At 36.3% G+C, this 19,030-nt stretch carries 18 protein-coding genes and 1 riboswitch; of the genes, 1 reads left to right on the top strand and 17 read right to left on the bottom strand.

The genetic code is table 11. The annotated features are described in order from the left end of the window. Nucleotides 1-209: 209 nt before the first annotated feature. The 17 genes from EHLA_RS06765 to EHLA_RS06685 form a co-directional block, all read right to left on the bottom strand. Entirely contained in the window at nucleotides 210-1,520 is a 1,311-nt protein-coding gene (locus EHLA_RS06765) for a uracil-xanthine permease family protein (protein ID WP_416791026.1), read from the bottom strand. A 302-nt stretch (nucleotides 1,521-1,822) separates the two neighbouring features. Then, nucleotides 1,823-2,401: a thiamine phosphate synthase gene (locus EHLA_RS06760; protein WP_096239935.1), complete on the bottom strand. Its 579-nt coding sequence runs from the start codon at nucleotides 2,399-2,401 to the stop codon at nucleotides 1,823-1,825. Continuing rightward, nucleotides 2,394-3,647, bottom strand: coding sequence for a 2-iminoacetate synthase ThiH (gene thiH, locus EHLA_RS06755; protein WP_096239933.1), 1,254 nt, complete (start codon nucleotides 3,645-3,647; stop codon nucleotides 2,394-2,396). The genes EHLA_RS06760 and thiH overlap by 8 nt, the downstream gene beginning before the upstream one ends. Nucleotides 3,648-3,674: 27 nt before the next feature. After that, the gene (locus EHLA_RS06750) at nucleotides 3,675-4,445 is read right to left on the bottom strand and encodes a thiazole synthase (protein WP_096239932.1); all 771 of its coding nucleotides are present in this window, start codon (nucleotides 4,443-4,445) and stop codon (nucleotides 3,675-3,677) included. A 109-nt stretch (nucleotides 4,446-4,554) separates the two neighbouring features. After that, nucleotides 4,555-4,752, bottom strand: a complete 198-nt coding sequence (thiS, locus tag EHLA_RS06745; protein ID WP_096239931.1) for a sulfur carrier protein ThiS — start codon at nucleotides 4,750-4,752, stop codon at nucleotides 4,555-4,557. Between the two features lie 65 nt (nucleotides 4,753-4,817). Then, nucleotides 4,818-4,924: riboswitch (TPP riboswitch) on the bottom strand. A gap of 46 nt (nucleotides 4,925-4,970) precedes the next feature. After that, entirely contained in the window at nucleotides 4,971-6,101 is a 1,131-nt protein-coding gene (locus tag EHLA_RS06740) for a DUF362 domain-containing protein (protein ID WP_096241578.1), read from the bottom strand. Between the two features lie 141 nt (nucleotides 6,102-6,242). Then, nucleotides 6,243-7,865 carry an amidohydrolase gene (locus EHLA_RS06735; RefSeq protein ID WP_096239929.1) on the bottom strand — a complete coding sequence of 541 codons (1,623 nt, stop codon included), beginning with the start codon at nucleotides 7,863-7,865 and terminating at the stop codon, nucleotides 6,243-6,245. Next, nucleotides 7,866-8,213: a P-II family nitrogen regulator gene (locus tag EHLA_RS06730; RefSeq protein ID WP_096239927.1), complete on the bottom strand. Its 348-nt coding sequence runs from the start codon at nucleotides 8,211-8,213 to the stop codon at nucleotides 7,866-7,868. Nucleotides 8,214-8,247: 34 nt separating this feature from the next. Then, nucleotides 8,248-9,051, bottom strand: coding sequence for an ABC transporter permease (locus tag EHLA_RS06725; RefSeq protein ID WP_096239925.1), 804 nt, complete (start codon nucleotides 9,049-9,051; stop codon nucleotides 8,248-8,250). 14 nt (nucleotides 9,052-9,065) lie between these two features. After that, nucleotides 9,066-9,935 (bottom strand): ABC transporter permease, encoded by an 870-nt coding sequence (locus EHLA_RS06720; protein ID WP_096239924.1) that lies wholly within the window; start codon nucleotides 9,933-9,935, stop codon nucleotides 9,066-9,068. Between the two features lie 15 nt (nucleotides 9,936-9,950). After that, entirely contained in the window at nucleotides 9,951-11,075 is a 1,125-nt protein-coding gene (locus tag EHLA_RS06715; RefSeq protein ID WP_096239922.1) for an ABC transporter ATP-binding protein, read from the bottom strand. 38 nt (nucleotides 11,076-11,113) lie between these two features. After that, nucleotides 11,114-12,178, bottom strand: coding sequence for an ABC transporter substrate-binding protein (locus EHLA_RS06710; protein ID WP_096239920.1), 1,065 nt, complete (start codon nucleotides 12,176-12,178; stop codon nucleotides 11,114-11,116). A 289-nt stretch (nucleotides 12,179-12,467) separates the two neighbouring features. Beyond that, nucleotides 12,468-13,856, bottom strand: coding sequence for a nickel pincer cofactor biosynthesis protein LarC (larC, locus tag EHLA_RS06705; RefSeq protein ID WP_096239918.1), 1,389 nt, complete (start codon nucleotides 13,854-13,856; stop codon nucleotides 12,468-12,470). Nucleotides 13,857-13,907: 51 nt separating this feature from the next. Further along, a complete protein-coding gene (gene larB, locus EHLA_RS06700) occupies nucleotides 13,908-14,711 on the bottom strand; it encodes a nickel pincer cofactor biosynthesis protein LarB (protein ID WP_096239916.1) in 804 nt (267 codons plus the stop codon). A gap of 184 nt (nucleotides 14,712-14,895) precedes the next feature. Continuing rightward, nucleotides 14,896-15,603 (bottom strand): ABC transporter ATP-binding protein, encoded by a 708-nt coding sequence (locus tag EHLA_RS06695; RefSeq protein WP_096241577.1) that lies wholly within the window; start codon nucleotides 15,601-15,603, stop codon nucleotides 14,896-14,898. Between the two features lie 5 nt (nucleotides 15,604-15,608). After that, complete coding sequence (locus EHLA_RS06690) at nucleotides 15,609-16,256, bottom strand: ABC transporter permease (protein WP_096239914.1); 648 nt, start codon at nucleotides 16,254-16,256, stop codon at nucleotides 15,609-15,611. 40 nt (nucleotides 16,257-16,296) lie between these two features. Beyond that, a complete protein-coding gene (locus EHLA_RS06685; protein ID WP_096239912.1) occupies nucleotides 16,297-17,250 on the bottom strand; it encodes a glycine betaine ABC transporter substrate-binding protein in 954 nt (317 codons plus the stop codon). A 242-nt stretch (nucleotides 17,251-17,492) separates the two neighbouring features. Between EHLA_RS06685 and EHLA_RS06680 the strand changes: the two genes are divergently transcribed. Next, nucleotides 17,493-18,857 (top strand): MATE family efflux transporter, encoded by a 1,365-nt coding sequence (locus EHLA_RS06680; RefSeq protein ID WP_096239910.1) that lies wholly within the window; start codon nucleotides 17,493-17,495, stop codon nucleotides 18,855-18,857. Nucleotides 18,858-19,030 lie beyond the last annotated feature (173 nt).

Genomic DNA, 19,030 nt, shown 5'->3' with positions numbered 1-19,030 from the left:
ACTTTAATTCCCAGAGAATCCATAACCTTCTGAAAAATCCCCATTCTCGCCAACTGTAGATTTAGATAGCCAGAAAAAAGAAAAAATGATATATCCCAGATGCGGCTTCGGAGCGTATTTAAGATGCGGACGAGCATCTTAAATACAGCGACTACAGAGCAGATGGGATATATCATTTTTTCTTTTTTCGTCTATACGAAATCTACAAATCAGGATTGTTCTGATTTTGGTAATACCAGATTTAAAAATACTGCGGTGATTGTTGCTAATACTACCGGGGACTTTCCAAAGATTGTTGTTACCCATTCCGGGAAGGTTGCCAGTGCCGCATTAGCCTGTGTCACACCCATTCCAAGGGCAATTGATAAACCAACTACCGTTGTATTTCTAAAGTCCATCGGAGCTGTAGTAATTAACTTAATTCCTGTCATTGCAATTGATGCAAATACAGAAACGGTTGCTCCACCGAGTACGCAGTATGGGATTGTTGTCAGTACTGAAGAAAACTTCGGAATTAATCCTGCGATAAGGATAATAATTGCAGAAGTTTCAAATACTCTTTTTGCAACAACTTTTGTGGAACCTACGATACCTACATTCTGACTGTATGTAGCTGTTGGAAGACCACCAAATACCGCACAGAAAATATTGCTTAAACCATAGCCTACGATACCACCGCTTAATTCTTCATCTGTAGGCATACGGTCAAGCCCTCCTGTCGTTGTCGCAGAAAAGTCTCCGATTGCCTGAATAGAGTTGATTGCAAATAATACTCCAATTGCTACACAAGAAGAAGGTTCAAACGTAATACCAAAATGCATTGGTTTTGGTAACGCAAACCAGGATGCATTTACTACGGCAGAAAAATCAACCATTCCAAAGAATAATGAAATGATATATCCTGCAATAATTCCAATTAATATGGATGCCAGTTTCCAGATTCCTTTTCCATAATGATTGAGTACCGTTACGATACAGAGTGTAATAATGGCTACAAGCCAGTTCTGCCAGGAACCATAGCTTTCATTACTTGCTCCACCAGCCATGTAATTAATTGCTGTCGGATATAACGAAAGTCCAATAGCAAATACAACTGTACCAGTAATTAATGGTGGAAAAAACTTACGAATTTGTTTGATAAAAATACCAACGATAACCGCTACGATACCTCCGACAATCTGCGCTCCTAAAATGGTTGCAATATCAAAGGTTCCTGCAATTGCCTGCATTGTTGGCACATAGGCAAAACTGATACCCATAATAACCGGAAGCCCGGAACCAATCGAAACTTTACCTGTTCTAAGTAGTGGGACTACCTGAATAAGTGTTGTGATTGCTGACATTGTCAGGGCTGCCTGAATTAAGATAACCGAATCCTGTTCGGATAATCCACCTACACCAGCTACAATAATTGCCGGTGTAACACATCCTACAATCATGGCCACCACATGTTGCAGGGCAAGCGGAAGGGTTTCACCAACTGATGTCTTTCCATCCACTTTGAATAGTTCTTCTGACATATTGTTCGTCATTCTACTCATATTACCTCCTAATGATTTTCTATTATCTTGCTGTTTACTATATTATTTACAGATTGTTTTATACCTTTACTTATAAACATATACATATAAGTGTAGATTAGTGAAATTGCCTTCTTTATTATAAATTATAAAAATTATGCTCTGATTATGCAATTTATCTGCTGTATACCTGCATAAATAATAGAAAAATTAATATTTTACCGCATTTATCTTAACATTTTCTGTCGAAAAATGCAATTCTTAATCCTTAGGAGTATATAAAGTTTTAAAAGTAATAGCATTTACATGATTTCTTCCACAGTCTTACATCGCATGAAACCACTCATTATACATGCTCCCGCTGCCCCTGTCTTCCTGACGGACTCAATGTTCTGTGAAGAGATTCCTCCAATTGCATATACCGGAATTCTAACCGCTTTGCAGATTTCTTCTAAAAAAGAAAGTCCTCTTCCCGGTAATCCTTTTTTACAGTCAGTGAGGAAAATGTGTCCGGCAGTAATATAGGTACACCCTAAATCCTGTGCTTCCTTTGCTTCTTCTAAAGAATGACAAGAAGCTCCAATTATTTGAAAATGTGATTTTTCTTGCGGTGTCATTTTTTGAAGTAATGGTAATGGCATATGCACTGCCACTGCCCCAAGTGCACTTGCTACATTAGAAAAACTATGGAGGACACACTGTGTTCCATGCTTCTGACAAATTTGCATTACCTGTCTGGCTAATTGCTCATATTCTTTCTCAGAAAGATCTTTCTCTCTTAATACAATAGCTTTTGGATGCGCACTGGCAATCATTTCTATCTGGTCTAAAAAGTTATTGCTACAAAGTTTCCTGTTTGTGATACATATAAGATCAGACATAAAGGTAATCGTTTAAGACCGGCTGCAGACCTTCTTCTGAAATATCTTCGTACATTTTCTTAAAACTTCGTTCATCATTGATCTCAAACTGTTCATCGCCCTGCTCGCCGTCCTCCTCCTTTCCGGTATATTTACTTTCGTGGTCACCGATTCCTGTAGAAACTCCGGCGGATACTTTTGTTGCCGCAATCTTTACAATACCATTTCGAAATGTTTCACTTTCTCTGGAAGAAACCGTAATTCCGACAAATGGAAGGAAAATACGATAAGCGCATAAAACCTGACAAAGTTGTTTTTCTCCTACATCTAAAGGATTGATCTTGTCATTATTGATGATTGGACGAAGTCTTGGACAAGAAAGGGAGAGTTCTGCCTGTGGGTACTTTCTTTGTAGATAATAAACATGCAATGCACTTGCCAGAGCATCTTTTCGAAAATCGGATAAGCCAAGAAGAGCTGAAAATCCAGCACCTCGCATTCCTCCCATAAGAGCTCTTTCCTGTGCTTCAAAACGATATGGCCATACCCTCTTATGTCCCATCAAATGTAACGTCTCGTATTTATCGGAATCATAGGTTTCCTGAAAAACTGTAACATAATCTGCGCCACATTCATGCAGATAACGATATTCATCTGTATTTACCGGATAAATTTCGAGACCGACCATACGAAAATACTTGCTGGCAAGCTTACATGCTTCTCCAATATATTTGACATCACTTTTTGCCCTGCTCTCTCCTGTAAGTATCAAAATCTCTTCCATACCGGAATCAGCGATTACTTTCATCTCATGAGCAATCTGCTCCATATTAAGCTGCATGCGGTTAATATGATTATAACAGTTAAAACCACAATAAACGCAATAATTCTCGCAATAGTTTGCTATATAAAGCGGAGTAAAAAGATATACCGTATTTCCAAAATGTTTGCTTGTTTCTATCTTTGCTTTCTGTGCCATCTGCTCTAAAAATGGTGCGGCAGCCGGAGATAATAATGCTTTAAAATCTTCAATAGAACAGGTTTCATGTTCTAACGCTGCTTTTACATCTTTTGCTGTATACTTTTCGTAATCATAAGAATGCATCTGACTCATCACTTTATCCATGACATCTGATTTGATCTGTTCCATTCCTTCCATATATTCCATATGATTCTTTCTTGAGGAAGGGTCTGTTTCCAGGCGATGTTTCTTCTCTAGAGCTTCTTTCGATAAGTATTCTGAATCGATTAAAAACTGGTTTTCCATTATAATACCTCTTTTCCAGCAACGCTTTTAATGTAAAAATCCTGTCAGTGGGTCTGATGCAGCTGCTCCTCTTGTAAGTACACGTCCCAAACCGGATAAATATGCCTTTCTTCCTGCTTCGATTGCCTGACGAAAAGCTGCAGCCATCATCGGAAGATCACCGGCAGTTGCCAACGCAGTATTTGCCATAATTGCTGCTGCACCCATCTCCATTGCCTCACATGCCTGTGAAGGCTTACCGATTCCTGCATCTACGATAATCGGAAGATCAATCTCATCAATTAAAATCTGGATAAACTCTTTCGTAGCTAAACCTTTATTAGAACCAATTGGAGATGCTAATGGCATAACGCAGGCTGCTCCTGCATTCACAAGATCTCTGGCAGCATTTAAATCCGGATACATATATGGCATAACAACAAATCCTTCTTTTGCAAGAAGTTCTGTAGCTTTAATTGTTTCCTGATTATCCGGAAGCAGATACTTACTATCACGCATAATCTCTACTTTTACAAAATTTCCACAGCCAAGTTCTCTTGCTAATCGTGCGATCCGCACTGCTTCCTGTGCATTTCTTGCTCCGGAAGTATTTGGTAACAGTGTAACATCCTTTGGAATATAATCTAAAATATTTTCATGTTCTTTTGTATTCGCTCTTCGAACTGCTAACGTAATAATCTGTGCTCCGGCATCTCTTACCGCTGCTTCGATCAGTTTCATAGAATACTTCCCAGAACCGAGAATAAAACGAGATTCAAATTCATGACCGCCAATGATTAACTTATCTTCTTTCTGCATAATAAAACGCCCTTCTTTCTAAACTGGTTTGTGACTCTTCTAAACCAACCTGCATTAATAAATTGATTCTGTATAATTTCATCTCTTTTTTAATAATTCATAAAAATTATTAACATCCACCACCCATAAAACTGACGATTTCGACTTCGTCTCCATCTTTAAGAATGGTCTGACCATACTGTTCTTTTGGAATGATCGTAAGATTGTACTCCACAACAATATGATTTACATTATAATTCTCCGCTGCAAGATACTCTGCAACTGAAATCCCTGCCTTATCACAGTCCTGTCCGTTAATTTTTACCATGCCTTCACCTCCTGTAACATAAAAAAACGAGAAGTAACCGATTCGGTAACTTCCCGTAAAAATATACAAAAATATATATGCTTCCCTACGTTGGCATTATCCAAATCAGGTTAATGGGTCGAAGGTCATACCTTCCTCTCAGCCTGTAATACAAGCTCCCCTTTTGTTCAATTGTATTTATAATACGCTTATCTTAACAAAAATGCAAGACAAAAATGCTACTTCATTACAATTAGCTCATAATTTCTGCTTCCGAGATGAATCTTTTCTGCATGTTCCAGACAGGTTTTGTATTCAGACTCAGGTGTAGTATTTTCAAAATGATCATGATGATCACAGAACCCTTCCTTGTGCATATTTTCAAACAGCTGACTGTTTGGAAGCGGCTGCATCTTTAAGCAGGCATCTACACATGCCTGATCCAATGCTAATGGATCAAAAGATGCAAACATTCCGATATTTGGAAGAATCGGTGCATCATTTTCCGCATGGCAGTCACAGTTTGGGGATACATCAACAACAAGTGAAATATGGAAATTCGGTCTTCCATCAATTACTGCTTTTGTGTATTCTGCCATTCTGCAATTTAAATCTTTTGTTGCCGCCCAATTTTCAAATTCAATCGCATCAAAGTTACATGCGCCGATGCATCTTCCACATCCTACACAATTCGTTCCATCAATGTGCATCTTCTTTGTCTCTTCATCAAATACAAGACCATTATTCGCACATTCTCTCATACAGCGACGACATCCACGACATAATTCTTCATGAATCGTTGGCTGACCATTCGTATGCTGTTCCTTTTTTCCTGCACGAGAGCCACAGCCCATACCGATATTTTTAATCGCTCCACCAAATCCGGTTGTTTCATGTCCTTTAAAGTGACTTAAACTAATAAAAATGTCTGCATCCATGATTGCTCGTCCAATCTTCGCTTTTTCTATGTATTCGCCACCCTCAACAGGTACCTCAATATCATCTGTTCCTTTTAAACCGTCTGCAATTAAAATAGGGCATCCAACCGTCATTGCTGTAAAGCCATTCTCCCAGGCACACTGCAAATGCTCTAATGCGTTCTTACGGCTTCCCGGATATAACGTATTACAATCTGTTAAAAATGGCTTTCCACCTAATTCTTTTACTACATCAGCAACCGCTTTGGCATAATTAGGACGTAAAAAACTTATGTTACCAAGTTCTCCAAAATGCATTTTAATAGCTACAAATTTATTTTCCATGTCAATTTCGGAGATTCCAGCCTTTTTCAGAAGTCTTTTTAACTTCATTGGAAGTCCCTCTCCTAACTTTGCCCTAAAGTCAGTAAAATATACTTTTGATTTTTCCATGTTCATAATCCCTTTCTAAATTTAAATTTAAAATGAAATATTTTATCATTACAAATATACTTTATCTCTTTTTGGACATGATTTCAACCAAAATATTATTTTACAATTTAGAAATATTGGCTGTATATTCTTCAAAATAATTTAATGTTCATATATGATTTTTCCACCAAGCATCGTCATATCTACCTTAGCTTCTAAAATCTCTTTCTCTGAAACTTCGAACAAATTTCTGTCTATTACAATAACATCTGCCAATTTTCCTTTTTCCAGACTTCCCAATTCATTTTCTCTGCTATATGCTTTTGCTGCTCCATAAGTATATGCTTTTAAAGCTTCTGCCATACTGACTTTTTCCCATGGATTGTAACTTGCTGGACTTCCATCCTTATTTTTTCTTGTTACTGCTGCATATATATTTTCAAACGGATTAATTTCAACTACGGGATAATCTGTACCAAATGCCATTTCATGACAATCATCTAAAAGTGTTTTTACCGGCCATTCATATTGTATTCGTTTCTTTCCTATTCGATTAATCTTTCCATGTGCATCTAAAATTAAATGTATCGGCTGCATCGATGGAATTACTTTTAATTCTTTAAAACGATGAATATCCACAGGATCAATATTTTCAATATGCTCGATTGTATTTGCTAAATTATTTTTATTAACTTTTGCTGATTCTTCAAATGCATCTAATGCCATCCTTACAGAACCATCTGCGATACAGTGAATTCTTACCGGCAAACCGGCTGCATTTGCCTTAATCACAGAACGGTTTAGTTCTCTCTGTGATTTTACAGGTACTCCAATCCCTCTCGTATCTGGATTATCTGTATAAGGTTCAAGAAGTAATCCTGTATATGTTTCTGTTACCCCATCAATAAATCCTTTTACTCCGGAAATCCTCATATAATCGGAATCAAATTCTTTTTGTAATTTTAATGCCATATCATAATTTTCACAATCATAAAGTTTAGGAAAAATATGGAGTCTTATATTAAAATTTTTTTCTTTTTCAAGCTCTTTTATAATAGTATAACGTACATAATTTTCTTCATTATAATCTGCTGGCATCATCTCGCTTAAACTTGTAATACCATTCGCCGCCGTCTTCTTAATAAAATTTATATAGATATCTTTTTGTTCTTCTTTTGTAAAAGATCGGTACATTTTATCAGCTGGTTGTAGCGCCTCTAATTCTACCAGCATCCCACTGAGCTCTCCATTTTCAAGTTTTCCTATATACCCACTACTCACCTCCATATCTTTTGTAATCCTGCACTCCTCTAATGCTTTAGAATTACACCAGTAACTATGGCAATCCGCTGCCTGCAGATATACTGGAATATCTGGAAAGGCTTTATCAAGACTTTTCTTTGTTGGAAGTGGAGCATCGCCCCAGTTTGTAATAAACCATCCTCTTCCTCGAATTCGTTTTTCTTTTGGATGAGCCTTTGCATATTGAAGGAGCATTTTTACGCATTCTTCTTCAGAAACTGAATTTACAATATCCTCGCATACATGCTCACTTGCTGATAATGCTCCTGAGAAAAAATGAGTATGCGCATCTACAAATCCAGGCATGATCAACTTATTTTTATAATCTAAAACAATAGTATTTTCATCTATAAATTTATCCTTCATTTCAAAAGGAACCACATCTATAATGCGGTTCTTTTTAATCAATATGCATGCCTCTTTTGTTTTTTCCTCGATTCCTGTAAATACTGCTGAACTTTTTAAACAATAATCTGCTTTCACCTACAACACTCCTTCCCCTCTCTCACCTGTTCTGATACGAATAGCATCTTCAATATCACGAACAAAAATTTTACCATCTCCCACATTTCCCGTAGGTATTTTGTCACAGATATCCAAAATAATCTCATTTACTGCTGCATTTTTTACAACAACATCTACCCGGATTTTCGGAAGAAGATTAATGCTTGTATGCATTCCTTTGACAACACTGCCTCCGTCTGCATATCCTAATTGTGTTCCACATCCCATTACAGTAGAAATAGTCATACCTCCACAATGATGTTTATCCGCAATCTCTTTAATCTGCTCTATTTTTTCTGGTTTAATAATAATGGATATTTCTTTCATTTTGCTTTACCTCCAATAGCAGTATTTCAATGAACTAGGCTGCTTTTTTCATTTTTTTAATCTGAGACTGTGTATTCATACTAATGATAAAAATAATAATAAAAGTAATAATCGTTGAAAGCGCATTTACCTCCGGCGATACGCCATGTTTAACCATCTCGAGAATCTTTAATGGAAGCGTTGTACTTCCGGGACCACTGCAAAAAAAACTAATAATTACATCATCTAATGAAAGAGATAATGCAAGAGTTGCTCCTGATATCACTCCCGGCATAATTAAAGGGAGCGTAATTTTCATAAACGTCTTGAAACGATTTGCCCCAAGGTCCATGGCCGCTTCTTCTAGATTACCATCAAACCCAGACAATCTTGCCCTAACAGATATCACAACAAACGGAATGCAGAATGTAATATGTGCAATCGTCATTGTAGTCAATCCAAGTGGCACCTGTAATAATGTATAAATAGAAAGCATTGCAACACCAAGTACAATTTCCGGTATAACAATTGGTACATATAAAAGCATATCTACAAGTTTTTTCCCTTTAAATTCATACTTCCCAAGTCCAACTGCACCTATAGTCCCAATAATGGTTGAAATAACAGTAGATGCTGCCGCAATAATCAATGAATTATAAAATGACTCCATTAACGTTCTGTTCTGAAAAAAACTACCATACCACTGAAATGTAAAACCTTCAAATACAATGTTCATTTTTGATGTATTAAACGAAAATAGTATTACTACGAAAATCGGTATATATAAAAATATAAACACTAAAGCAATACATATATTTTGGAAGGTATTCATTCTCTTTTTCTTTTTATCTCTCTTCATCTTCCTGCCTCCCTTTACATTCCGCTAAGGTCATCCATACTTCCGCCCGCCTTCCGATACATTTGTAGCATAAGCAACGTAATGAGCATTAATATAACCGACATTGCTGCTCCTAAAGGCCAGTTTCTTGCTGTAATAAACTGATTTTTTATAAGATTTCCAATAACAAGTGTTTTACTTCCGCCCATTAAATCTGTAATAAAGTACAGTCCCATAGATGGAATAAACACCATAACACATCCTGCAAAAATTCCTGGTTTTGTAAGAGGAAGTGTTACTTTTAAAAAAGAAATAACCGGCTTAGCACCAAGATCTTGCGCTGCTTCTAATAGAGAAGCATCCAATTTTTCAATAGAACTGTATAATGGGAGAATCATGAAAGGTAATAACATATAAATGAGTCCTATTAATGCTCCTGTCTGGTTATATACCAATTTAAATGGTCCAATACCAAATGTACTAAAAAAATTATTTATTACACCGTCTGTTCTAAGAATATTTACCCATGAAAATAATCGTATGATCATGCTGACACAAAATGGAATCATAATCATACTCATAAAAATTGTTTTCTGAATCTCTGTTTTCTGAGATACAAAATAAGTAAAAGGATATGCAATAATAAGACAGATCAAGGTGACAATGATAGACATACCAATTGATTTTGCAAAGGTCTGTAAATACAATGGATTTAAAATATCTTTATAATTTTGCAATGTAAAACCTGCAACAACTCCTCCATACGTTCCTTTATGCATAAAACTAATTGCAATAATATAAAGGAAAGGAATAGCTACTAATAAATACATCCATAATGTGATTGGTCCTATCATACAATATTTTGCCAAAACAGCACTCAAGCTTTTATGTTCTCTTTTTTTCATAGTATCATCACCTCTTTAGTCTCCCTGTGAAAAACTCATGTTTTCAATCACATTAAATACTTCATCACTTCGAGATTTGATAACTACTGCATCTTCCGGTTCCCAATAAAGATACACTTTTGAATTTTCTGCAATCATTTTATCATTGGAAAATGTATTCATTTTTATCTGGTTTCCATTTGACAACGAAATAATAGTTTTCGTTACTTGTCCCACAAAAACGTGTTCTATTACTTTTCCAGATAAAGAAAAGCCTTCTACTGGTTCAAAGGATATCCTGATATTCTCTGGACGCACTGAAACATATACTATTTCGTTTTCTTTTACCTGTTTTGATTTTGCCAAAATTGTTCCATTTTCAAGATTAATATTCAGAATTTGATTTTTCTGTTTTGTTACCATTCCATAGAATAAATTAGATTCTCCAATAAAATCTGCTACAAATTCTGTTGCCGGATGCTCATAAATATCTTTTGGAACAGACAACTGTTCTAGATTTCCTTTATGCATAATGGCAATACGATCACTCATCGTAAGTGCTTCTTCCTGATCATGCGTGACATATATAAAAGTAATTCCTAATTTTTTCTGAAGCCGTTTTAATTCAAACTGCATCTGCCTTCGTAATTTTAAATCAAGCGCTCCTAGCGGTTCATCTAAAAGAAGTACTTTCGGTTCGTTAATTAATGCTCTTGCTATTGCTACTCTCTGCTTCTGTCCTCCGGATAGCTGGTCCGGCTTCCGGGTTTCAAACCCGGAAAGCTGAACTAATTCAAGCATATCAATAACTTTCTTTTTTATTTGATCTTTAGGAAGCTTTTTCATAGTAAGTCCAAATGCTACATTATCGTAAATGGTCATATGTGGAAATAAAGCATAATTTTGAAATACTGTATTTACTTTTCTTTCATAAGGTTCCTGATTTCTGACATCATTTCCCTCGACATATATTTTTCCGGATGTGGGGATTTCAAATCCTGCAATCATACGTAATGTTGTTGTTTTTCCACATCCTGAAGAACCAAGAAGGGTTAAAAATTCACCTTTATAAATATCAATATTTAAATTACGTACAACATGATTGTCTCCATATGATTTATTTATATCTGCCAATCGTACTATAACTTCTTTTTCTGTCATCTGCATCTACCTCTTGTTCCTATTTGTTTTTATATGTCCTATCCCTTAATCTTCGTCCATAAATCAACAATCTTAGAAATATTATCTCCTATATCTGTTAATGTACATGCACGATTAATTACATCATCTGCAGGATTTGTTAAAGGATTTTCACTATATTCCGTTCCCAGTTTTTCAAGAGCTGCCTTATTTGGATTAATATATGGAAATTCTTCTGAAATCTTTGCACTGACATCACCATCCATAATATAATTCATCAGTTCATAAGCATTATCTTTATTTTGTGCATCTGCTGTGATCATTAAAGAATCAGAACCCAGATAAACACCTTCTTTTGGATAATAGCATTTAATTGATGAAACTTCTTTCTGCGCAAGCAGGGCTTCTGCGCCATAAATCAATCCGATTGGACATTCTCCATTGATCATTAATGTTTTCGGACTGTCACCATCAAATGCATGAATATTTGGCAATAATTTTGTCAGATAACTTTCTACTGCTTTTAATGTTTTATCACTCGTGTCATTAGCATCGCAGCCCTCTGCCATCGCAGCCATACTGTATACTGCTCTGGAATCTTCAATGATAACTATTTTATCCTTGTATTTACTATTTAGTAAATCAGCATAACTTTCAATCTTATCTTTAATTACATCGGTATTTACTGCAATCACTGCACTGGCAAACATATATGGGAAAGAATATGTGTTATCTGGATCATTTTCTCTTCCTAAATATTTAGAATCAATATTTGTATAATTAGGAATTTTATCTCGATCAAGTTTTTCAAGTAAATTCTGTTTACTAAAAATAGGAGCATAGTTTTCCGGAGCAATAATCAAATCGTATGTACCTGCCTTTGAACTTTGTACTTTTGCAAGCATATCATCTGGAGAAGTATAGGTTGTCATATTTACTGTGATTCCCTTCTCTTCTTCAAATGAAGAAATAACATCATCCGGAAGATATTCTGACCAACAAATTACATTTACTTCTTTTTTTGCAGAATCTCCTGATTTCGATCCGCATCCAGTTAATATTGTTGCTGCCATTAGACCACTTAATATAATTGCTGATAATTTTGTTAACATCTTTTTCATCATAGTATTTGTCCTCCTTTGCTGCTGTGGATATAAAAATGCAGATAATTTATAAACTAAATCATCTGCATCTTTGCAATTATCCGATATTATGCTATAAGTCTCTTTTTATAGAAAAAGAAATAAAAAGAGCACTGCTTTTCATCAACAGCGCCCTTACTTTTGATAAACAAACTATACCTTGTTTCTAAAAACATTACAAGTGAATCTTTTTACCATTTTAAATACTACTTTTATAGAACTTTATACTACTAAAGTAGTTCATTTTTACTTTTTTTAAATTATTTTTGTATTACCTTGCTTTATTTTCACTCAATTTTTTGTAGATTTCTTTTTCTACTTCTGACAATGAAATGTTCTTTTCTTTCGCGATTCTTGCCATATCTTCATATTCTGGTTTTTCCTTTACAATACCGTATCCGGAAGCAGCTTTGACATGAACCGTTCCATATATAGTTTCTATTTCTTTGATTTCTCTTTTCAGTCCATAGCGTTTACAGTTATATTCACGAACCCCCAGTGTGGTTGTATGTTTTAAAATAAGCGTAAGAAACTTCTCTCTGTCTTCTTTGGCACACATACAGGTAAGCATGATTGCCGGACGGTTTTTCTTCATCTGAATATTTGTCGTATAAACATCAAAAGCTCCTTCTTTCATCAAAAGTTCTGTGACAAATCCAATCTTTTCCGGAGTCATATCATCAAGATTACAACAAAGTTCTATAATGGAATCCATTTCCTGTGGTTCACCATGACACCCTGTATACTCTTGTTCTTCTATACTTTCTCCGATAATCGCACGAAGGCAGTTTGCATCAGTAAAGTCTTTCATTCCCATACCATAACCTGTCTTTTCTACAGACATCATTGGCATCTGACCAAAAGATTGAGCAAAATGTTTTAAAAGAGCTGCTCCGGTCGGTGTGCAAAGCTCTCCTTCAATTCTTCCACCATAAATAGGAATTCCCTGCAGAATATGTGCTGTTGCAGGTGCCGGGATTGGAAGAATACCATGAGCACAGTGAATCTGACCATAACCAACATGAACAGGAGAAGCTATGATCTGTTCCGGAGCAAGTTTATAAACTGCAAGACAAACCCCGACAATATCTGCTACTGCATCCATGGCTCCAACTTCATGAAAATGTATTTCCTCCACCGGACATCCATGAGCATGGCTCTCTGCATCTGCAATTAATTTATATACGGCAATCGCATCCTCTTTTACCTTTTCTGGTACATTCAGATGCCCGATAATATGCTCAATATCTTTCATACTCGTATGATGATGACTGTGTCCATGTGTGTGCTCATGTACATGGTCATGCCCATCGTGGTGATGTTCATGCACATGGTCATGCTCCTCATGGTGATGTTCATGCACATGATCATGTCCCGCATGGTGATGTTCATGTATATGATCATGATCTTCATGATGATGTTCATGCATATGCAATGGCACATCAACACTTTTTTCTTCTTCTCCATTTACGGTTACTTCCATATGCGTTCCCATAATACCGCATTTTGCTATTGTTGTTCGTTTAATCTTTACCTGAGGGATCTGTAAATCATTCAATTGCTGCACAAAAGCATCCGGATCAGGCATTAATTCCGTAAGTGCTGCCATAAGCATATCTCCGGCAGCTCCCATATTACATTCCAAATATAATGTCTTCATATTATAACTACTCTCCTTTACATTTCTATCTTTTATAGTAGGCTTTGTTTTTTATGAATGTTCATGTAAATGATGTGGCTGCATTCTTACGTTTTCTGGATTTTTCACAGAGACATGATTAATCATACTTGCCATATAACCAGCACCAAAACCATTATCAATATTGACAACACTGACTCCGCTTGCACAGGAGTTAAGCATTGATAAAAGAGCGGACAAACCTCCAAAAGAAGCTCCATATCCAACACTGGTCGGTACCGCGATAACCGGACAATCCGCGAGTCCTCCTACCACACTGGCAAGAGCGCCTTCCATTCCGGCAATAACAACGATAACCTGGGCACTCATTAAATCTTCGGAATAGGCTAACAGACGATGAATACCTGCAACACCAACATCATAAATTCTTACAACTTCATTCCCAAGAATTTCAGCAGTTAAGGCAGCCTCTTCCGCTACAGGCAAATCGCTTGTCCCACCCGTTGCAATGACTATTTTTCCATTTCCGTCTTTCTTCGGAAGTTCTCCTACAATACCAGTTTTACTAAGTGCATTATAATGCAACGGAAGACTTGCGCCCACAAGATCTGCCGCTTCCTGGCTCATTCTTGTAATCAATACGGCATTATCGCTTTTTTTTCGAAAAGCTTCTGTAATCTTTCGTATCTGTTCCGGAGTTTTTCCGGCACCATAAATTACCTCTGCCGCTCCCTGACGAATCTTTCTGTGATGATCAAGTTTTGCAAAACCAAGATCTTCAAACGGCTCTGTCTTCAACTCTAATGCAGCCTTTTCTACACTGATATCACCGGAAGCCACTTGATGTAATAATTCCGTTAATTTCGTATGTTCCATAATATTTCACCTCATTTACTCCCTAAAATCAATTTATACATGATGTAAATCTATCCATAAAATAAATTCAAGAATACCATGGCATTCTTGAATTTATTTTACTATTCTGCGGTACAAAAAAGAAGTAACAAATGTTATATCATCAGATATGAAATGACTACATCTATAGATAGCAAGAATGTCGCTAGTCACTAATCAATTCCTGTACAAAGGCATTTGCCGGATGGGAAAGAATCACTTCCGGTCTATCTAACTGTACAGCTCTTCCCTGATTCATGACAAGCACACGATCACCCAGTTTCATTGCCTCTCTGATATCATGTGTAATAAAAACGACAGTCAAACCTAACTTTTTATGAAGTGCCAGCAGTTCTTTCTGCATCATTTTCCGGGTAATTTCATCTAAAGCTCCAAAAGGTTCATCCATCAGCATAATTTTAGGTTTTGCAGCCAAAGCTCTTGCAATACCTACACGCTGCTGCTGTCCACCGGACAGTTCCGATGGACGACGTTTTAAAAGAGATTCTTCAAGTCCTACCAAATTTAAAAGTTCTAAAACACGCTTTTGGTTTTGCTTTTTATTTTTCTGTCCACTAATAGTTAAAACATAAGCGATATTATCTTCTACTGTCATATGTGGAAAAAGTCCCTTATTCTGAATCGCATAACCAATGCTTCTGCGCAAAGCTATATGATCTGTTTTGGTAATATCATGCCCCTGCACATAAACAGTTCCCAAAGAAGGAAGAAGAAGCGCATTGATCAACTTTAGCATCGTTGTCTTCCCACAGCCGGAACAGCCGATTACTGTAAGAAATTCTCCTTCTTTTACATGAAGATTAAAGTGATGCAGTACTTCTTTTTTTCCGTAACTATACGATACATCTTCCATTCGTATCACTGCGACACACCTCTCTTCTTTACATAATTTTCAAGTATTCCAAGCAATAAATCTGCAATCAGTGCAAGAAGGGCGATCAATACACTTCCGGCAAAAGTAAGCGCTGGATTATAGATTGTAATTCCTCTGTAAATGGCAACGCCTAATCCTCCGGCACCAATAAATGCCGCAATCGCTGTTACTGACAATGTCATAACCACCATGTTTCGGACACCGGCCAGAATAACACCGAGCGCTAAGGGAAGTTTAATTCTACACAAAATCTGGATATCTGTACTCCCCATCCCTCTGGCAGCCTGTATAATTTCCTGACTGACTCCACAAATACCGGTGTATGTATTTCGAATCATTGGCATCAATCCATATAGAGTCAAAGCAATGATCGCTGTTTTATCTCCGATTCCGGTAAAAGGTATTAAAATTCCTAATAAAGAGATAGATGGAATCGTATAGAAAATATTTGCCAGTGTTAAAATAACCGGAGCCATAAATTCTTTCTCCGCAATAAATATGCCAAGAAGTAAGCCCATAATACCAGCTAGTACTATAGCAATTCCCGCAATTTTGAGATGTTGTCCAAATAATTCCAGAAACCATTCTCTGCGTTCCATATAAATTTGCAAAATTTCTTTTAATAGTTCCATTATGTCGATCCTTTTATTCTTCTATCGCTGTCTGAGATTATTATTTAATAATTCCTTTTTCTGTAAGGTAATCTTTCGCTACCTGTACATCTTCTTTACCTTCCACTTCTACTTTGTAATTTAGAGAAGCCATTTCTTTGTCAGTAATCGAATTATCTAATTTCATAATCGCTTCTTCTAATCCAGGATGTGATTTTAATGTATCATTTCTTACAACATTAGAACAAAAATAATTTACCTGCAAATGCTTGTCATCTTCTAGAACACGAACATTATCATTACTTAACTGTGCATCTGTTGTAAAACCATTTGAAACATCAATATCTCCCTTTTTCAATGTTTCATATTTAAGACCAATATCAATATCTTTTACATCTTTAAATTTTAATCCATAGGTATCACAAAGAAGATGGAATCCATCTTTTCTTTCAATATAATCAGAATTACCACCAAAAACCAGCTCATCTGAAACATCTGCCAGTTGAGATGTTTTTGTCAGGTTATACTTTTTCGCAGCTTCTTCTCTTATAATAAGCGCATACGTATTGTTAAAACCATACTGACCAATCCAGGACATATCATATTTATCCTTATACTCTTTCTGAAGCTGTTTCCACATATCTTCATCACTTATGCCATCGGAATCATGTTTTAATACCATGATATATCCAGAAGAAGTATATTCCGGATATAAATCAAAGTCACCGGATTCCATAGCCGGCATAATATTATTTGTACCGCCTCCGATTCCTTTTGTAAGTTCCACAGAATAATCCGTAGTATCTTCAATAACTAATTTTAACATTTCGCCTAAAATAAACTGTTCTGTCATCGGTTTTGTTGCGATTTTGATTGGCGCAGCTGCCTCCTGTTTTTTCGCAGCTTCCGTTGTATTTTCTGAACCAGCATGTTTACTGTTACCACAACCAGCAATACCCGCCATCATACTAAAAGTCATTCCTAGTGCAACCCATTTTTTCCATGTTTTTTTCATTTTTTACACTCCTTTTTATGATATATTTTATATTATATCTTATTTTATGTCATTATTGTATCATAATCGATACTTTTTATGTAAAAAAATGAATATATTGCACAAAAAAGATTATGCAAAGTATACTATTACTTCAACTCCTGTATCATACTGTTTCTGGCTGACACAAATTTCTCTTTTTCCTTTTCTTATAAACTGGTATAATGGTTTTCGAAATCTACAGAAAGGCTATTTTATTATAAATGAAAAAAACATTTTTTTCTCACGATAAAAATTTTTATGCGGCATTATTTCCATTACTTATTATTATTTCGTTGCAGAATCTTATTTCTTACAGTGTGAATATGGCAGATAACATCATGCTTGGGGCTTACAGTCAGAATGCTCTTTCTGGTGCAGCTTTGGTGAATCAGATATTTTTCCTTATCCAACAGGCAGCGGTTGTGATCGGTGATGGGCTGGTTGTTATTTCCTCACAATATTGGGGACAAAAACGAATGGAGCCAATCCGGCAGATTACGGGAATGGTCTTGAAGATCGCACTAGGCTTGGGAATCTTTTTGATTATTTTATGCTCGCTGTTTCCAGAAGCAATGTTAGGCTTTTTTACGTCCGATGTGGCAATTTTATCTGAGGCAGGAAGTTATTTACAGATTATAAAGTATACATTTCTTTTGTATCTTGTAACACAGGTACTTCTTTCTGCACTTCGCAGTGTTGAAACGGTACGGATCGCGTTTGTAATATCGTGTGTTTCTTTAGTAGTCAATGTAAGTATTAACTATATTTTAATCTACGGACGATTTGGCTTTCCAAAGTTGGGAATTCGTGGGGCAGCAATTGGCACGATGCTATCGAGATGTTTAGAGTTCCTTATTGTACTTATTTATGTAGCAAAAATAGATAAAAAGTTGAAGTTATTTTCAGATAGAGCAGTATTTCACATTGATAGATTATTACGTTCAGATTATGTGAAGGTTGCTGTTCCGGTTTTTATATCTGGAATGTTGTGGGCGATTTCCGTACCGATGCAGACCGCAATTCTCGGGCATTTAAGTTCCGATGCGATAGCTGCAAATTCTGTTGCAAGTACATTTTATCAATATATGAAAGTTGTTGTGCTTGCTATGTCTTCCGCTTCTTCTGTCATGATGGGAAAAGCAGTTGGCAGGGGAGATTTAGATGAGGTAAAAGCCGCAGCAAGAACGCTCTCTGTACTTGATGTAGGTGTTGGAATAATTCTTGCTGCTATTCTTTACTTTACAAAAGACTTTCTTTTAGCACAATATACCTTAAGTCCAACCGCTTCTCAGCTTGCAGAGCAGCTTATTATCATTATGGCGGTAATCATGGTTGGTATGGCATACCAGATGCCCGTTGGCTCGGGAATCATTCGTGGCGCTGGAGATACAAAGTTCTCTCTTTATGTAAATATGATTAGTACATGGGGCATTGTACTTCCACTGTCTTTAGCCACTGCTTTTTGGTGGAGATGGCCAATTGCTGCAGTAGTTATCTGTTTACAGTCTGATCAGATATTTAAGGGGATTCCGATATTTTTAAGATTCCGAAGTTATAAGTGGATTCACAAGTTAACGAGAGTTTAACTCTTACCTCCGATTATCTTTTACTGTTATACCAACTAATCACGCCCTGCAGATTCTGTATCCTGACACGTTCACCACCATGCAACATCATATCCTGCAGAAAAATAGTAAGAATCGCTCTGTCACATGAGTGACACCTATCGTGTCATCAGCTAGAAGACTCGACTTTTACC

This window comes from Anaerobutyricum hallii, assembly GCF_900209925.1.
GTDB classification, from domain to species: Bacteria; Bacillota; Clostridia; order Lachnospirales; family Lachnospiraceae; genus Anaerobutyricum; species Anaerobutyricum soehngenii.
Note: the sequence above shows the minus strand (reverse complement) of the source record. Positions and strands in the feature narration are given on the sequence as shown.

Coding starts and splice junctions, on each gene's coding strand:
- EHLA_RS06765 (WP_416791026.1), bottom strand. CDS start 1,520: ATGTCAGAAGAACTATTCAAAGTGGATGGAAAGACATCAGTTGGTGAA.
- EHLA_RS06760 (WP_096239935.1), bottom strand. CDS start 2,401: ATGTCTGATCTTATATGTATCACAAACAGGAAACTTTGTAGCAATAAC.
- thiH (WP_096239933.1), bottom strand. CDS start 3,647: ATGGAAAACCAGTTTTTAATCGATTCAGAATACTTATCGAAAGAAGCT.
- EHLA_RS06750 (WP_096239932.1), bottom strand. CDS start 4,445: ATGCAGAAAGAAGATAAGTTAATCATTGGCGGTCATGAATTTGAATCT.
- thiS (WP_096239931.1), bottom strand. CDS start 4,752: ATGGTAAAAATTAACGGACAGGACTGTGATAAGGCAGGGATTTCAGTT.
- EHLA_RS06740 (WP_096241578.1), bottom strand. CDS start 6,101: ATGGAAAAATCAAAAGTATATTTTACTGACTTTAGGGCAAAGTTAGGA.
- EHLA_RS06730 (WP_096239927.1), bottom strand. CDS start 8,213: ATGAAAGAAATATCCATTATTATTAAACCAGAAAAAATAGAGCAGATT.
- EHLA_RS06725 (WP_096239925.1), bottom strand. CDS start 9,051: ATGAAGAGAGATAAAAAGAAAAAGAGAATGAATACCTTCCAAAATATA.
- EHLA_RS06720 (WP_096239924.1), bottom strand. CDS start 9,935: ATGAAAAAAAGAGAACATAAAAGCTTGAGTGCTGTTTTGGCAAAATAT.
- EHLA_RS06715 (WP_096239922.1), bottom strand. CDS start 11,075: ATGACAGAAAAAGAAGTTATAGTACGATTGGCAGATATAAATAAATCA.
- EHLA_RS06710 (WP_096239920.1), bottom strand. CDS start 12,178: ATGATGAAAAAGATGTTAACAAAATTATCAGCAATTATATTAAGTGGT.
- larC (WP_096239918.1), bottom strand. CDS start 13,856: ATGAAGACATTATATTTGGAATGTAATATGGGAGCTGCCGGAGATATG.
- larB (WP_096239916.1), bottom strand. CDS start 14,711: ATGGAACATACGAAATTAACGGAATTATTACATCAAGTGGCTTCCGGT.
- EHLA_RS06695 (WP_096241577.1), bottom strand. CDS start 15,603: ATGGAAGATGTATCGTATAGTTACGGAAAAAAAGAAGTACTGCATCAC.
- EHLA_RS06690 (WP_096239914.1), bottom strand. CDS start 16,256: ATGGAACTATTAAAAGAAATTTTGCAAATTTATATGGAACGCAGAGAA.
- EHLA_RS06685 (WP_096239912.1), bottom strand. CDS start 17,250: ATGAAAAAAACATGGAAAAAATGGGTTGCACTAGGAATGACTTTTAGT.
- EHLA_RS06680 (WP_096239910.1), top strand. CDS start 17,493: ATGAAAAAAACATTTTTTTCTCACGATAAAAATTTTTATGCGGCATTA.